The sequence below is a fragment of the Actinomyces sp. HPA0247 genome (genome assembly GCA_000411415.1).
GTDB lineage: Bacteria > Actinomycetota > Actinomycetes > Actinomycetales > Actinomycetaceae > Pauljensenia.
Genome location: KE150450.1, coordinates 1,067,118 through 1,082,204 on the forward strand (window position 1 = coordinate 1,067,118; position 15,087 = coordinate 1,082,204).

A 15,087-nucleotide genomic window follows, 5' to 3' on the forward strand; every position below is an offset into this window, starting at 1 on the left:
CCCCTCGTGCGCACTGTCCCCGGCCGCGTCTAAGGCGCGGTCATGACCCCGCGCCCGATCTCAAACCCGGCCGGCGCCCAGCCTGTCCCATACGACAGGCGCACCGACACCTCGCGCACGCCCGAGGCCGGCCACTCCACCGGGAGGAACCCCGTCTCGCCGGGCGCGACGTCCAGGAACGCCGGGAACTCCCAGGTCGGTTGCCCATCCTCGATCACCCGACACAGGAACTCCAGGTCGGCCGTCGACGTAAACGTCATGTGGTTACGCACCGTCACCCCCGAATACGAGGGAGCAACGGAGACAGGCGTGTAGTGCAGCTCCTCCCTGCGTACCTCGGCGAGGTCCGGGAAGTCGCCGCCCGCGTACACCGGGCGCGTCGAGTCCAGCGCTAGGGCCGCGTGGACCTCCTCGTCAATCTCGCCCACGTTCCACGCTATGACGCTCGGGTGCGCCCGATCCCTGCGGATCGCCGCCTCGATCGCCTCGTCGCGCGCGATTCCAGGCTCGTACATCGTGGAGGGCCGGTTAATGATGTACAGGCCGTACAGGTCCGCCAATTCGTAGAAGCGCGCGTGCGCGGGCCCCTGCTCGATCACAACAGTGTTCACTCCGTGGCGCTTACACCACACGATGTCATCGAGCATGTCCTGCAGGCCCACCGCGAGCCCGGTGCGCCCGTCGCACTCGTTGCGGCGCACACCTTGCAACACCAGAGGGCGCCCGCCCAGGTGGACCCCCTGCGGCGCGGCTGCCAAGTCGCGGAAGCCAACATACAAGGCAACCGTGTCTTGCGTGCCCGCCTCCTCGTCGCTCACCGTCACGACGAGCGCGTACAAGGCAGGCTCCTCCGCACTCCACGGAAGCACGTCCAATCCGCTCGCCTCCAGCACCTCGCCGGCGGGCGCGCTCGCGGACCATATCTCCTGCTGCTCCGCTTCACCAAGCAGTGCCGCGCGCACGCTCGAGTTGTTTGACTCCGCCGAGGCCTCGATGCGCAGCCGCAGGCTCCCATTCCTGCCATCGTGCGAGGCCTGGGGGATCAGGTCGACAATGTGCGCGGCTGGGCGCGCCTCCAGCGACACCTCGCGGAACAGGCCGTGGCAGCACGCCGGAGAATCCATGAGAAGCACGGCGATCGCGTGAGTGTGCGTCGGCTGCAGCGCGTCCGTCACGTCGAAGGCGGTGGGGATGAAACCGTCCGCGCAAAAGCCCACGAACGTTCCGTCGACCCACGCGTACAGGGGACCCGTGAAACCACCGAAGGTCAGCGTCATGGTCCAGCCGCGCTCTGCCGCGTCCTTGAGGGGCGCGTCAAGGATGAACTCACGGCGCAGGATCGAGGCGCGCACCCGGTCCGGGCCCCCCTCCTCGTCCAGCCTGCGGGCCTCTTCCTCTCGGCGCACCCATGCGCCGTCCATCTCCAGCACGCCGGGCACCGACGTCGCCTCGAAATCACGCTGAAGGGGAGTGCGCTTGATCAACTCGGCGGGAGTGCCAGATACACCCGTGACCTGCCAGGTGCTGGACAGCATTTGAAGTGGCCTGCGCGACCTCCACGTCGAGTGCACCGTCAGGCGGTTCACCGACGCCCCCGGGTCCCGCAGCCATGCAACGTCTGGTTCCGGGATGTGTTTCATGTAATTAAAGTACCATTTAATCATTAGTCATGAAATGGCAATATATCTGAAATGTGCGCAAATGTGCCTTGACATGCAGAATTTCTACGGGTGACAAGTGGGATGGCGACCACATTCTGGGATTTATGGTCACGCGGATGGGCAAAATTACCGTTCCGGGGAGGTGCGGTTTGGGTATAACGAACCCCGGCCTCGTCCCTGAGAGAAGGAACGAGGCCGGGGCTGATGCGTGACGCGAGGCCGTGCCCCGCTGACGACGCGCTTACTTCGAGGCGGACTCGCGATCCGCGTCGCGCGTGATCTTACGGGCGAAGCCGTAGAGCAGCCACGTCGCACCCGCGAAGAACGCGATGCCGAGCACGTTCGCGACGGGGGTGTAGCCGTCGCCGATGAACGGCAGCGCCAGCGGGGAATCCGACCCCGTCGCGCCCGCGATGCCCGCGTAGATGACGCCGAACAGGGACTCGCCCACGATCAGGCCCGTCGCAGCCAGCGTGCCGAAACGCTTCGCGCGCTCCGCGTCCGCTTGCTTGGAAGCCCACCTGTTGTACAGGAAGCCAATCAGGCCGCCGATCGGGATCAGGATCGTGAGGGAAACAGGCAGGTAAATACCCATGCCGACCGCGAGCGGAGGCAGGGCCAGCTTGCCCTTCGTGGCGGGGCGCAGGACCTCGTCGATGATGATGACGACAACGCCGATCGCCGCGCCAATACCCAGGAGCTTCCAGTCGATGCCGCCGCCGAGGACGCCCTTCGCGAGCGAAGAAATCAGCGAGGCCTGCGGAGCTGCCAGCGCATCCGGGCCAGCGCCCGGCGCACCCTGGAAGCCGAAGGAGTTCTGCATGAGCTCCAGGACCGGAGGAATGATCAGCGAGCCGAAGACAACACCGATGACCAGGGCGACCTGCTGCTTCCACGGGGTCGCGCCCACCAGCTGGCCGGTCTTGAGGTCCTGCAGGTTATCGTTCGCGATGGTCGCGATGCAGAACACGATCGCGGACGTGAACAGTGTGTAGGCGATGAGCGCCGTGTTCTCCTCCGTGGTCGAACCGCGGCCGTGTACCGCGAGGATAACAACCGCCGTGATGACGACGACCAGCAGGCCGACGCCCGACACCGGCGAGTTCGACGAACCGATGAGGCCCGCCATGTAACCGCAGACGGCCGCGACCAGCAGGCCCGCGAGCAGGATGAAGAGAACCGACACGGCAATCAGGACCGCCGTGTTGTGCTCGATCTGCGTGCCGCGCATGAACCACCACAGCAGGCCCGCGATCGGAACCATCGCCACGAAGATAGAAACGATGACCCACTTGCCGGGGATGTCCTGCTCGGTGCGGTCCACCTGCGCGCCGTCCTCCTTGGTGCCGCGCGAGGCGCGCAGCGACTCGGACATGCCGCGGGCGATCGGGCCCATGATCTTGATGAGCGTCCAGATGGCGGCGACCGCCATGACGCCCGCGCCGATGAAGCGCACGTCCGACTTGAACACCGTGGACAGGGCCGAGGTCAGGTCATCCGCGCCCTCCAGCTGGCCGTTCGCGTACAGGGGCAGCAGAACGCCGTAGGAGGTGATCATGCCGATCAGCATTGCGATGCCGACCGTCATGCCGACCAGGTGGCCCACGCCGATCAGAGCGAGAGACAGGGAGGTGGAAATCATCGTGCCCGTCGAGCCGATCTTGAAGGCCGTGCCAACCTCGGAGGCGACGACCTTCATGTAGCCCAGAAGCGCCATCACGGCCGAGGCCAGTGCGCCCCAGGTGATTGCCAGGAGGCCGCGCTTGTTGTCCTCGCCCGCATCCTGAGCGTCGCCGACCTTCAGGATCTCAGCGCCTGCCACGCCCTCGGGGTAGGGCAGGTCCGAGCCCGTCACGAGCGCGCGACGCAGGGGAATCGAGTACATGACGCCCAGCGAACCGCCGACCGCGCACACGAACATGGTCTGCCAGTAGGGGAAACCGCTCCACCAACCGACGATCACGAGGCCGGGGAGGACGAAGATGACCGCCGACAGCGTGCCCGCCGCCGACGCGATCGTCTGGACGATGTTGTTCTCCTGGACAGTGTGATCGCCCCAGAAGCGCAGAACCGCCATCGAAATGACGGCCGCCGGAATCGACGTTGCGAACGTCAAGCCGACCTTCAGACCCAGATACACGTTCGCAGCAGTGAACACCAGCGTGATAATGCCGCCGATGATGATGCCACGCAGGGTCAATTCTTTGAGCGACGTTTGCTTCGCCGCAGTTGGCGCAGACACGAAAAATCCTTTCGCTGCGTTGAGTAGATACCCTGCAAGAGTAGAGCATGTATGCACGCCCGTGAATGGTATGCGGTCGCTTAATCTCGTTTTCAATCAATCTAAACGGTGAGGTTGTGTCCGTTTCATGTGCGGTGTGTGATCCTGTGGCTGTGTGGCTCTGGTTGTCGGTTGTGGTGTGGCCCGGCTTCTGGACTGCTGTGTGGCCCTGCTTTCAGGCTGCGGTGTGGCCCTGCTCCCAGCACGCCCGGTCGATTTGCGCGCGCGGGGGGAGGGTGTAGTAGAGTATCCGGGTAAGGTAGCGTGTCCGAGCGGCCGAAGGTGCAGCACTCGAAATGCTGTGTGGTGTCACAGCCACCCTGGGTTCAAATCCCAGCGCTACCGCCACCGCCGCCCGGCCCCAATGGGGCCGGGCGGTTTTGTTATGCCGACGCGGCGTGCGTGGGTTGCTTGTGACGCCGCTGGTGGGCCGGGCTGCTTTGTGTGCCCGTGGGCGGCGGCCCGCCCGCAGTGCCTTGTTTGTGGCCCCGCTGGTGTTCCGGGCGCCGGAGGGCCCGGCTGTGGGGCCGGGCTGCTTGGTGTGCCCGTGGGCGGCGGCCCGCCCGCGAGCCGTCCGCGCCGCGAGCTTCGCTCGGCGCGTCGCCTCGAAGCCCGGCCAGGCCCCGCCACCGCCCACGGGCACCGCAGCCAGGCCCCTCACGGCCCTCCGGCGCCCTTCACACCGGTGGGACCTGGTGTGTTGACGTGTGGCTTGGCGCGTCGGCTCGTTGTCCGGGCAGGCCCCGACGCCGCCCGCGGGCACCGCAGCCTGTCTCCTACTTGAACCCCATCTCTGGCAGCCAACCCTAACGCACATCATTTCTGCGCCCACACCCAATTTCGCATGCAATTCCCCCACACCCCTTTCAAATTCGAGTAGTGTCCCGCATAGTGGTGTAACCGTGTGGTGGTCGGCCCGTTTGATATGGGTGCGGTCACCGTGTGATCCTTCGAGAAAGCTCTCTACTTCTGACTCGAAATGATTTGGAGGCACAACGATGACCGCTCCTCATATTATCGACCCTGCTGGCCTGCTTGGCGAGGCGTTATCCCAGGCGTCCCCGGATTTGATGCGTTCCCTGCTCCAGCACGTGATTAACGCGTTGTTATCAGCGGACGCTGACACCGTGTGCGGGGCCCAGTGGGGCCAACAAGACCCGCAGCGTCAGACCAGGCGCAATGGGTATCGCTACCGGCCCCTGGACACCAGGGTCGGCACCATTGACGTGGCGATCCCCAAGCTGCGCTCAGGAACCTACTTTCCAGAGTGGTTGTTGCAGCGCCGCAAACGCTCCGAAAGCGCCTTGATCACAGTGGTCGCTGACTGTTACTTAGCGGGAGTATCCACGCGCCGCATGGACAAGCTCGTCAAAACCCTGGGGATCACAGGACTGTCCAAGTCCCAGGTCTCACGCATGGCAGCCGACCTGGACGAACACGTGGACGAGTTCCGCCATCGCCCCCTCCACGACGCTGGGCCTTTCACGTTCGTCGCCGCTGACGCACTGACCATGAAAGTGCGCGAAGGAGGGCGCGTCGTCTCGTGCGCGGTCCTAGTTGCCACCGGAGTCAACAATGACGGACACCGCGAAGTACTGGGGGTGCGCGTATCCACCAGCGAGACCGGTCCAGCCTGGAATGAGTTCTTCGCTGACCTAGTCGCCCGAGGCCTGACCGGCGTGCGCCTGGTCACCAGCGACGCCCATCTGGGCCTAGTTGAGGCCATCGCCGCCAACCTGCCCGGAGCCGCCTGGCAACGATGCCGCACCCACTACGCCGCGAATCTCATGTCCGTCACCCCCAAAGCGCTATGGCCCGCCGTCAAAGCAATGCTGCACTCGGTGTACGACCAGCCCGACGCCGCCTCAGTCAACGCTCAATACGACCGGCTCTTGGACTACGTGAACGACAAGCTCCCCGCCGTGTGTGACCACCTCGATCAAGCCAGGGCAGACGTCCTCGCGTTCGCATCCTTCCCCACCGGGGTATGGACCCAGATCTGGTCCAACAACCCCAATGAGCGCCTCAACCGCGAAATCCGCCGACGCACCGACTCCGTGGGGATCTTCCCCAACCGCCAGGCCATCATCCGCCTGGTCGGAGCCGTCCTCGCCGAACAAAACGACGAATGGGCAGAAGGCCGACGCTACCTCAGCCTCGACATCCTCACCAAATCACGACTCACACCCCAACCCACCCAACAGGAGGAACCCACACTCCAACTCAGCGCATAACCCACCCCGAAGGACACAAAACGATTACACCACTCCACAGGACTTGACCGGGGCGGTTTTTCTTTCACCCCAGCTCCATCCCGACCCACAGGCGGGACACAACTCACCCTGCTCGGCTCTATCAGCGCACACGCGCGAAACAGTTCGCCCAGCGTCCTCTATTTCTGCTGCGGTGTGCGAAAAAGTTCGCCCTGCAAGCCCAAACGTGCGAAAAACGCTGTTTTCAGGCGTGCTGGGCGAGTTTTTTCGCGGAGATGTCGCTGGAGGGGCCGTGTCGGGCGAGTTTTTTCGCGCCGTGGGACTGGCAGCTGGGCCCATCTACTGGCACCCCCGCTGATGCACGGCTAAACCCCATTGGTGGCGTGGTGGGCAGCCTGCCCGCACAGTCACCCACCGGGTTAACGCGCGCAGGATGCGTTCACAGAAGCAGGTCCTGACGGGCTCGCAGGCCTCCCGCCGCCTTCCAGATGCTCAGTGATACAACGAGAGGCGGGACCCCGAAGGATCCCGCCTCTCGTTGTGTGCGGTGGCCGGGCAGTTAGTGCCCGAGCCTCAGCTCAGAAACAACGGCCGCGGCGTCAGCGCGAACGCTCAGTTCTTCCACCAGCCCTTGACGGTGTCGACCGCGTCGGACAGCGCGGAGTGGGATTACGAGAACCTGGGGATCGACGGTAAACAGCGCAAGATCATGCCAATGGCTCTGTGGCTGCTCAAGAAGTATGAAATCCCAGTTCACAAGGCCTTCGAAGAGACAAATGGGAAGTTTGAAGCCCATCGCGACATCGAAGAGATGATCTCGCGCTCAGAGGACATCGCGCGCCTTGGGAACCAGGCCGGTGAAGGCTGGTACTTGACGGCCGAGATGGTCGACATGATCGAACATGGATGCCCGAATATCATCTGCGCACAGCCATTTGCATGCCTACCGAACCACATCGTTGGAAAGGGCATGTTCCGCGCGCTGCGCAACCGTTACCCGCAAGCAAACATTGTCGCGGTCGACTACGATCCGGGTGCCTCGGAAGTCAATCAGCTCAACCGAATCAAGCTGATGCTGGCAACCGCTGTCCAACAGCACAATGCCGCCGAGCGTGATGGTGAAGAAGATGGCGTGCTGCAGTTGGTCGGGATCGATTTTGATTCTGAAGACCTGGGCGGCGAGGCCGTCGCTGGTGCCTCCAGTGGTGGTTGCGGGTGTGGATCCGGTGGTGGTTCTTCTGATGGCGAGGGACACCGCGTGGTCGGCTTGGGCATGCCTGCAATTCCGCCGAGGCGGGGTGCTGCTTTCCGCTGAGTTCAGCTTGCTCCTTCCTGGCGGAGTATCCTCAGGAATAACCGTGTTTAAGTAGCGGATATTTTGTGAAACGGAAGGGTAACAATGCGCCTCTCAGCACTGGAACAGGTTCCGCTTTTTGACGGATCGACTCCGCATCAGGCACTGGAAGACATGGTGTCCTTGGCTCGCGGACTAGAAGAGATGGGTTTCCATCGCTTCTGGATCGCAGAGCACCACAACACACCGGTCTTTATGTCGTCCGCTCCCGAGCTGGTGATGACTCACCTTCTGGACCGAACCTCGCGTATTCGCATTGGTTCGGGTGGCGTGATGGCTATGCATCAGGGCAGCTTACAGATGGCAGAAAAGTTCTTCACTCTGGCCACCTTGTTCCCCGGACGCGTCGACATGGGATTGGGACGAGCCCCCGGCGGTGACATGATCTCCGCCCGCGCGCTCAATCAGGGCACAACAATTGATCCTGGTGCGATCAATGCTCTGATCGATGAAACTTTGGCTTTCATGCGAGGGACTTTGCCGGAGGGGCACCCCTACGCCTCGGTGGATGTCTACCCGCATCCCGATGAACTTCCCGAACTGTGGTTGCTGGGGTCTTCAGGCCAGAGCGCGGCCTGGGCGGGGACTCGAAACATGAACTACGCCTACGCGCAGTTCTTTAGCGGCCAGCAACAGCCCGAGGTCATGGACCACTACCGCGCACACCTGCCCGAAAATCTGGGTGAAGGTGAAGGACAGACGCTTTCCGCGCTCGCGGTGAGCGCTGCAGAAACTGAAGCGGAAGCCCTAGAACAAGCACTTCCCGCATTGAGCTTCCGCATGTGTTTACGACTGGGACGCCCCGTGCGGTTCCAGCGACCCGAGCAGATGAGCGCCGAAGACCGAGAAGACGCACTGCGATGGGCACAGCGCGATCGCTCGATCATCATCGGCACCTACGACCAGGTTGCTCAAACGATTGCGAACTTTGCGCGTAACCACCGCGTCGATGAAGTCATGCTGATCAGCTACATCGCTGATGTTCCACAAAAGCTTGCACAATACCGAGAGCTCCAGACACGTCTGAGCTCAAGCCTTTGAGCAGCTGGTCACTCCATCAGTGGATAGAGTTGTGGCCCCGGCCTTCAGGCGGGGGCCACAACCTTTAAAACAAACAAGCAGTGATCACAGGGCTGCTGCGAAACGCTCTGCGACGTTCTCCCAGTTCACCAGGTTCCACCAGGCCTTGACGTAGTCGGCCTTGACGTTGAGGTAGTCCAGGTAGAAGGCGTGCTCCCACATGTCGATCATGAGCAGCGGCACGGTTGCGACCGGGATGTTGCCCTGCTGGTCGGTCATCTGGTAGGTCACGAGGCGCTTGCCGACGGTGTCCCACGCGAGGACGGCCCAGCCGGAGCCCTGCAGGCCCAGGGCAGCGGCGGCGAACTGAGCCTGGAAGGACTCGAAGGAGCCGAAGAACTCGTCGATGGCGGCACCGAGCTCGCCCTCGGGGCGCGAGGCGCCCTCGCCGGTCATGTTGGTCCAGAAGATGGAGTGGTTGGTGTGGCCGCCCAGGTTGAAGGCCAGGTTCTTCTCCCACAGGTTGATGGCGGCGAAGTCGCCGGCCTCGCGCGCGGCGGCCAGCTTCTCGAGGGCGGCGTTCGCGCCGGCCACGTAGTTGGCGTGGTGCTTGTCGTGGTGCAGCTCCATGATGCGCCCGGAGATGTGGGGCTCGAGGGCGGAGTAGTCGTAGGGCAGGTCGGGCAGGGTGTAGACGGTCATGATGCTCCTTTGGGGCGTCGTGCGCGATTTGCTGATGACACTAGCGTAGTCCTTTAGTCCCATATTGCGAAGGGGTTGTGTGTCACCTTTCGCGCAGTGCGATCAACGACGAGGCCGGGGCTCGGTCACCCGACCACGCCCCGGCCTCGTGAAACGAAAGAAATCAGGCCTTGGCGTGCAAGCGGCGCACGAGCGCGGAAGCCCCGACGACGATCCACGCGATGAGGGAGCCCAGGATGACGCCGAAGATGCCGGACAGGAGGGTTTCAACCAGCCAGGTCACGAAGCCGCCGGCCGATGCGACCGCGTGCTCGGCGGCTTCGAGGACGTGGTGGAAGACGGGCACGCCGACCTCGGCGAGGTTGGCGATGACCAGGTGGCCGCCGACCCACAGCATGGCGACCGTGCCGACGACACCGATGACGCTGAAGATGTGCGGCATGACGCGCACGATCGTGCGGCCGACGTTGTCGACGGGTCCGGGGCGGTTGTCCTTGGGGTCCAGTGCGCCGCGAGCCAGACGCGCCCCGAAATCGTCGGCCTTCACGAGCAGTGCGACGAGGCCGTACACGAAGAAGGTCATGAAGAAGGCGACACCGATGAGGACGGCCACGCGCATGGTGCCGGTCTCGTTGGACAGGCCGGCCATGGACACGAGCATGATTTCGGCGCTGAGGATCAGATCGGTGCGGGTCGCGGAAGAGACGATTCCCTTCTCGAGCTCCTCGGGGGAGGCCGCGCCGCCCTCCTCGTACTCCTCGTGGTGGCCGGGCAGCCAGCCGAGCTTCTCGAGGACCTTCTCGCCACCCTCGAAGCATAGGTACGCGCCGCCCACGACCAGTAGGAACGGCAGAACCTGAGGGGCCAGCCATGTGAGGAGGAGGGCGATCGGCAGGATGATGAAGAGCTTGTTGATGAGGGAGCCACGCGCGATCTTCGCGATAATCGGCAGCTCGCGCGACGGGCTCAGGCCCGACACGTACTGGGGGGTGACGGCCGTGTCGTCGATGACGACGCCGACCGCCTTCGAGGAGGCTTTGACGGCGTTTGCCGCGACGTCGTCGATTGACGAGGCCGTGACCTTCGCGAGGGTCGCGATATCGTCGAGCAACGCGACAAGTCCACCGGACATCGGGTTTCCTCCTCTGAGCCGGGCGTGAGGCTTCTGGTTGGGTACCCGCGCATTGTACGCGTGGGGATAGGCTTGAGTCATGACGACTTCCGTACCCGTCCCCGCCCTCGATCGTGACCTCATCGCGCGCCTGCGCTTCGACGTGATTGCTTCGGCGTGGACTGTTGAGAATCTTCAGAATCTGCTCAGCCAGGGCGCGATGTCGGCGCTGATGCGCGACTCGCGTCTGCCCGCGCTCGTGGAGCTTGTGGGGTCTTCCGATCCCGCCGCGGTCCTCACGCGTTTCTTTATCCTGGGCCAGCCGGAGCGCGCCTCGGCCCTGAGTGAGGCGCTCCCGACCTTGGGCGCGGAGGGCTTGGAGTCCCTCGGCCTTGCAGCCACCATCGACGAGGCCGAGGCCGCCTCCGCTCTCACGGCGTCCCGCGCGTGTGGTGCGCCCGCGCGCGAGTCTGCGGACAAGCGCGAGGAGGAAGCCTCGGCCCCGAAGGCGCCGAGCCTGCCGACCATGCGTGATCCCGACGAGGACGCGCCCGAACCCGAGGTCGCGGAAGACCCGTGGATGCGTGCGCTTTTCGACCTGCGTCCCCACGCTGCGACCCTGCCGGGTGGCGACCACGAGTGGTGGGTGGCCTCGGACTTGGGGGAGGTGCAGACCGGCAAGCCGCTGGCCGACGACCATGTGCTCGGGATTGGTGGCGCGACCCTGACGCTGCTGGAGATGACGGTGCGCGAGCAGGTCGACTCGGCACTCGACGTGGGTTGTGGTTGCGGCATTCAGGCCCTCTACCTGGCCACGCACGCCGAGCGCGTGGTGGCGACCGACCTGTCGGCGCGCGCGTGCGCGATCACCCAGTTCAACGCGGCCCTCAACGAGGCCGTCATCGACGTGCGCGAGGGCTCCCTCTTTGAGCCCGTCGAGGGTGAGACCTTTGACCTCATTGTCACGAACCCGCCCTTCGTGATCACCCCGGATTCGGTGCGCGGCGCGGCCGGGCTGCTCGAGTACCGCGACGGCGGCATGGATCGCGACAACCTGATCCGCGCGGTCCTGCGCGGCGCGCCCGCGTGCATGAACGAGGGCGGCACCCTGCAGATGCTCGCCAACTGGGAGATCCCCGCCGACCGTAACCCGGACACGCAGTGGTCGTGGCGCGTGGATTCGTGGCTTGAGGGCCTGCCGGTGGATGCGTGGGTCGTCCAGCGCGACGTGCTCGATCCGGCGCGCTACGTGGACATGTGGATCCGCGACTCGGGCGGCCAGCTGATGGAGCGCGCCGACTACGAGCGCGCCTTCACCTCGTGGCTGGCCGACTTCCGCCGCGCGGGCACGGGTGCGATCGGCATGGGTTTTGTGGCGCTGCGCAGACTCGACGAGGCCGAGGCCGCCTCGGGCGGCAAGCGCGCCTACGACCTGTCCCTCGATGGGCACGCCCCGCGCGGGCGCGACGTCGCGTGGGCGCTGGCCTCGCTGCGTGCCCCGGAGCTGTGGGACACCGCGCTGAGGCGCGCCTCGGACGTGCGCGAGGAGCGCCACTACGTGCCGGGCAGCCCTGACCCGGAGCTGATCATCATGCATCAGGGTGGGGGACTGGGCCGTTCTGTGCCGGTGTCGTCGGCTGTGTCGGCGGTGGTCGGCGCTTCGGACGGTGAGCTGACGGTCGGCCAGATCGCGGCGGCGGTCGCGATGCTCACGTCCGTTGAAGCCGATGATGTGCGCGCCGAGGTCGAGGCACCCCTGCGCGACCTGATCCGCTGGGGATTCCTGACGTACTGAGCGTTGTTGTGTGCGTGGGCGCCGCGGCTGCAGGGGCAGCCGCGGCGCTTGGCGTGAGAGCGTTGTTACTCGTCTTTCGGGGTGGAATCAGCCCGGGCCTTGTGAATGTTTACTGGCCGTACTGGAAGCGGCAGGAAATGATCCAGAGGGCTTTGCCGTCGTCGCTGATCTGGTAGATCAGGCGGTGCCGTGAGTCGATCCGGCGCGACCAGTACCCCGAGAACTCGTAGCGAAGAGGCTCAGGCTTGCCGATCCCCTCGTTCCCGTTGCGCTGGATGTCCTTGATGAGGGCGTTGATGCGCTTGAGCGTCTTGCGATCCTCGAACTGCCACCAGACGTAGTCATTCCAGGCTTCCTCGTCCCATGTGATGTGCATGATCAGTCCTCGTCGAGCTCAATGAGGTCATGGACGACGCCCTCGCCAGCGCGGTGACGCGCGATCGAATCGCGCAGGTGGCGGGCGTTCGCGGGGGACTGCATGAGATAGACGGTCTCCATGAGGGACTCGTACTCGTCGAGGGCGATGATGACGGCGCTTTCGTGGCCCTGTCGGGTGATGACGATTTCCTCGCGGTCGTTGACGACCTGGTCGAGGACCTCGGCGTAGCGTGCGCGCGACTCGGTGTAGGTCATGGTCTTCATGGGTGCTCCTCTGCTCGCCTATGTACAGAACATTGTACATGAGGTGAGGGTGTGTGTCTCCAGCCGGATGGCGATGCGCGGGGGTAACGCCTCCGTGCGGGGCCAGGTACTGCGGAACTGCTGGCGCGGGGCCTGCTACTGCGGCGGCCTGCATCGTCGCGCCCTTCATCTGGGAAGGAGCAGGCTGCGCGTTCTGGATAGGAAAAGCCGATCTGGATAGGAAGCGCTGATCTGGATAGGTTATTTTCCTATCCGCAACGTCATAACCTATCCAGTTCGTGGTTTCCTATCCACTTCGTGGCCGCCCGTGTACGCGCGCAAACCCGATCATGCGCACGTGGGCCCGATGATGTGTACGTGGGCCCTTTCACCCGCACGTGGGCCTGATGATGTGCGCGTGGGCAGCGCCGCCCACGCGCAAGTCATGCGGTTTACGTGCGTATCGAGGGGTTAATGTGCAGTCGTTAGTGGCCGCGGTGGCGAGCCTTTGCTTTCAGGCGGGCGAGTTGGCGTTTCTCTTCAGCTTTCTCTCGCTTCTTCTGTCTGGTCGTGGAAGCTCGTTCTCGTGCCGTGCGTTCGCGTTCTGCTTGAATCGCTGCCTGTGAAGCAGTGGAAGGAAGCGCGCGGCGAGCGAGGCGGGATGCTTGGCGCTGTGCGCGCTTGGGGTTGTGGTGCGTCGCCTGGCGTTGGGCCATATCGGAAGCCCAAGCGGCCTCGTCGAGGCGGGATAAGAGCGCATTGGCGTGAGTGAGGAGGAACTCGTAGAACTCCGCGTCTGAGGGCTGTGCGCCGAACATGATTCGAACGGCACGAACACGGTCGGCCTCGTGGCGCTCAATGACGCCGATCCAGAACTGGCCATCGAAATATAGTGTGGACTCCGTCTTCATTACTCGTCTCCAGGTACACCACGGTGGACCCGATGACGCTGGATTCTGCTCGGGGCAGCGACGGATGCGAGGCATCGTCCAGACTTCCTACTGGACTGTGCGGTTCGCGTATCAGGACTGACGACTCATTCTACGTCCTGTGCGCGGAGGCATCGCTACTGGACGATCGGCTTGCCGCCGATGGACATGGGGGCGCGGGTGCGTGCGTGCACGTCCAGGTCCTGCTCCCACGCCGACGCGTAGCGCCACGCCGAGGGCGCCAGCAGTCGCAGCGCGCCCATGTCGGCGAGCGCATCGAGCAGCAGGAAACGGGTCGTCGGGTAGGGGGCGTCCCACGGGATCGCCGTCCACAGGCCCGACGCGCCGAGGAGGAACTCGCCTCGGTTACGGTCATGCAGGTCGTTGGCCGCGGTCTGCACGTCTCCCTCGGCGGCCCACAGCCAGCGGGTCGTGCGGTAGGCCTCCCAGGCCTCGTCCCACGAGGAATACGAGTGCTGTAGCGCGCGGTTGATGAGAGCGAAGGTATCCCAGGCCTCGTCCTCACTGAGCCAGCCGAGGCCCGCGCCCGCGCGCGTCAGATTCGCCGCGCGCAGGAAATCCCACGCGGCGAAATCCAGGGTCTGAATGCCGCGGTCGTTGTCCAAGAAACGGCGGATACGCCAGCGGCTCTCCCAGTCCTCCATCGACGAGTCGGCCGTCTTGCTCAGGCGCGCGATCTCGGACTCGGCCCACGACTTCTTCTGGCAGCGCTCCCGCAGCGACGCGAAACCCTCGCGTTGCCCCGCGCGCAGGAGCGAATACAGCTGGCGGATGAGCCCCTCGCGGTCCGTGATCCCCCAGTCGTGCTCCATCATGGTTTTCGTGGCCTCCGGGGCCGACAGCGCGAGCTCGTTGACCGGGTCGCCGTTACACAGCGCGTACACCATGGACGGGGCGAGCAGGCGCGCCCGAGGCTCGGTCGCCATGTCCTCGCGCCGGCCGTGGATTGTCGGGGTGTGGTGCTCGTTGAGCTTGTTCCAGTCCTTCTCCTTGCCGGCCTTGCGCACGTCGCGCGGCGCGGGAACGGCGCCCTTCGCGCGCGCGACCGCCTGCTTGATGTAGTGATTCAGCAGGAGCACGACGACGCACCCGATGGCGAACCACACGGGGAAGGGGATATCGGACAGGAAACTCACGCTCACGATTCTGCCCGATGACGTGCCCGTCACACAAACGATGAACGCGATGGGGACACGCCACGAGGCCGGGGCTTGCCCCTATGTATAGGTATCGCCGGATGAGCCCACCGGTGCCTCGCCCGGGCGCGCCCGCGCGCGAGAATCCGCCACGGCCTCGTCAATGTCAAACCCGGGCGGCGTGAGACGCGCGGAAGCGGCACCGGTACCCAGATGAGGGTGGGACGCGGTAAGGTCCATCCC

11 protein-coding genes, 1 tRNA gene and 1 pseudogene are annotated in these 15,087 nt (G+C 64.6%); 5 read left to right on the forward strand and 8 right to left on the reverse strand.

The window, feature by feature from the left end; genetic code table 11:
- Window positions 1-29 precede the first annotated feature (29 nt).
- The gene (locus HMPREF1478_RS04315; protein ID WP_051113417.1) at window positions 30-1,640 is read right to left on the reverse strand and encodes a glycoside hydrolase family 2 TIM barrel-domain containing protein; all 1,611 of its coding nucleotides are present in this window, start codon (window positions 1,638-1,640) and stop codon (window positions 30-32) included.
- A 262-nt stretch (window positions 1,641-1,902) separates the two neighbouring features.
- Window positions 1,903-3,903: an OPT family oligopeptide transporter gene (locus HMPREF1478_RS04320; protein ID WP_016460866.1), complete on the reverse strand. Its 2,001-nt coding sequence runs from the start codon at window positions 3,901-3,903 to the stop codon at window positions 1,903-1,905.
- Window positions 3,904-4,200: 297 nt separating this feature from the next.
- Between HMPREF1478_RS04320 and HMPREF1478_RS04325 the strand changes: the two genes are divergently transcribed.
- From HMPREF1478_RS04325 to HMPREF1478_RS04340, 4 genes and pseudogenes are all read left to right on the forward strand, one after another.
- Window positions 4,201-4,290 (forward strand) — tRNA-Ser (locus HMPREF1478_RS04325).
- Window positions 4,291-4,940: 650 nt separating this feature from the next.
- Entirely contained in the window at window positions 4,941-6,176 is a 1,236-nt protein-coding gene (locus HMPREF1478_RS04330; RefSeq protein WP_016460499.1) for an IS256 family transposase, read from the forward strand.
- 592 nt (window positions 6,177-6,768) lie between these two features.
- Window positions 6,769-7,470: pseudogene (locus HMPREF1478_RS04335) on the forward strand (activase); the annotation flags it as partial.
- Window positions 7,471-7,554: 84 nt separating this feature from the next.
- Window positions 7,555-8,550 carry an MsnO8 family LLM class oxidoreductase gene (locus HMPREF1478_RS04340; protein WP_016460868.1) on the forward strand — a complete coding sequence of 332 codons (996 nt, stop codon included), beginning with the start codon at window positions 7,555-7,557 and terminating at the stop codon, window positions 8,548-8,550.
- An 84-nt stretch (window positions 8,551-8,634) separates the two neighbouring features.
- Here the strand turns inward: HMPREF1478_RS04340 and HMPREF1478_RS04345 are convergent, their stop codons facing one another.
- Both HMPREF1478_RS04345 and HMPREF1478_RS04350 read right to left on the reverse strand, forming a co-directional pair.
- On the reverse strand, window positions 8,635-9,231 hold the full coding sequence (locus tag HMPREF1478_RS04345) for a superoxide dismutase (RefSeq protein WP_016460869.1): 597 nt from the start codon (window positions 9,229-9,231) through the stop codon (window positions 8,635-8,637).
- A gap of 163 nt (window positions 9,232-9,394) precedes the next feature.
- A complete protein-coding gene (locus HMPREF1478_RS04350; protein WP_016460870.1) occupies window positions 9,395-10,363 on the reverse strand; it encodes a DUF808 domain-containing protein in 969 nt (322 codons plus the stop codon).
- 79 nt (window positions 10,364-10,442) lie between these two features.
- Between HMPREF1478_RS04350 and HMPREF1478_RS04355 the strand changes: the two genes are divergently transcribed.
- Window positions 10,443-12,137: a methyltransferase gene (locus HMPREF1478_RS04355; protein WP_016460871.1), complete on the forward strand. Its 1,695-nt coding sequence runs from the start codon at window positions 10,443-10,445 to the stop codon at window positions 12,135-12,137.
- A gap of 109 nt (window positions 12,138-12,246) precedes the next feature.
- On the opposite strand, the gene HMPREF1478_RS04360 is transcribed toward HMPREF1478_RS04355, so the two are convergent.
- The 4 genes from HMPREF1478_RS04360 to HMPREF1478_RS04375 form a co-directional block, all read right to left on the reverse strand.
- Window positions 12,247-12,513, reverse strand: a complete 267-nt coding sequence (locus tag HMPREF1478_RS04360; protein ID WP_016460872.1) for a Txe/YoeB family addiction module toxin — start codon at window positions 12,511-12,513, stop codon at window positions 12,247-12,249.
- Window positions 12,514-12,515: 2 nt separating this feature from the next.
- Window positions 12,516-12,779, reverse strand: coding sequence for a type II toxin-antitoxin system Phd/YefM family antitoxin (locus HMPREF1478_RS04365; RefSeq protein WP_016460873.1), 264 nt, complete (start codon window positions 12,777-12,779; stop codon window positions 12,516-12,518).
- Window positions 12,780-13,243: 464 nt separating this feature from the next.
- On the reverse strand, window positions 13,244-13,669 hold the full coding sequence (locus HMPREF1478_RS04370) for a YjdF family protein (RefSeq protein ID WP_016460874.1): 426 nt from the start codon (window positions 13,667-13,669) through the stop codon (window positions 13,244-13,246).
- 155 nt (window positions 13,670-13,824) lie between these two features.
- Window positions 13,825-14,844, reverse strand: coding sequence for a DUF1266 domain-containing protein (locus HMPREF1478_RS04375; protein ID WP_353579742.1), 1,020 nt, complete (start codon window positions 14,842-14,844; stop codon window positions 13,825-13,827).
- Between the last annotated feature and the right edge of the window lie 243 nt (window positions 14,845-15,087).

Bases quoted from the DNA above. Each gene is read 5' to 3' on its own strand.
- HMPREF1478_RS04370 (WP_016460874.1), bottom strand. From the start codon at position 13,669: ATGAAGACGGAGTCCACACTATATTTCGATGGCCAGTTCTGGATCGGC.
- HMPREF1478_RS04345 (WP_016460869.1), bottom strand. From the start codon at position 9,231: ATGACCGTCTACACCCTGCCCGACCTGCCCTACGACTACTCCGCCCTC.
- HMPREF1478_RS04315 (WP_051113417.1), bottom strand. From the start codon at position 1,640: ATGAAACACATCCCGGAACCAGACGTTGCATGGCTGCGGGACCCGGGG.
- HMPREF1478_RS04360 (WP_016460872.1), bottom strand. From the start codon at position 12,513: ATGCACATCACATGGGACGAGGAAGCCTGGAATGACTACGTCTGGTGG.
- HMPREF1478_RS04340 (WP_016460868.1), top strand. From the start codon at position 7,555: ATGCGCCTCTCAGCACTGGAACAGGTTCCGCTTTTTGACGGATCGACT.
- HMPREF1478_RS04355 (WP_016460871.1), top strand. From the start codon at position 10,443: ATGACGACTTCCGTACCCGTCCCCGCCCTCGATCGTGACCTCATCGCG.
- HMPREF1478_RS04365 (WP_016460873.1), bottom strand. From the start codon at position 12,779: ATGAAGACCATGACCTACACCGAGTCGCGCGCACGCTACGCCGAGGTC.
- HMPREF1478_RS04350 (WP_016460870.1), bottom strand. From the start codon at position 10,363: ATGTCCGGTGGACTTGTCGCGTTGCTCGACGATATCGCGACCCTCGCG.
- HMPREF1478_RS04330 (WP_016460499.1), top strand. From the start codon at position 4,941: ATGACCGCTCCTCATATTATCGACCCTGCTGGCCTGCTTGGCGAGGCG.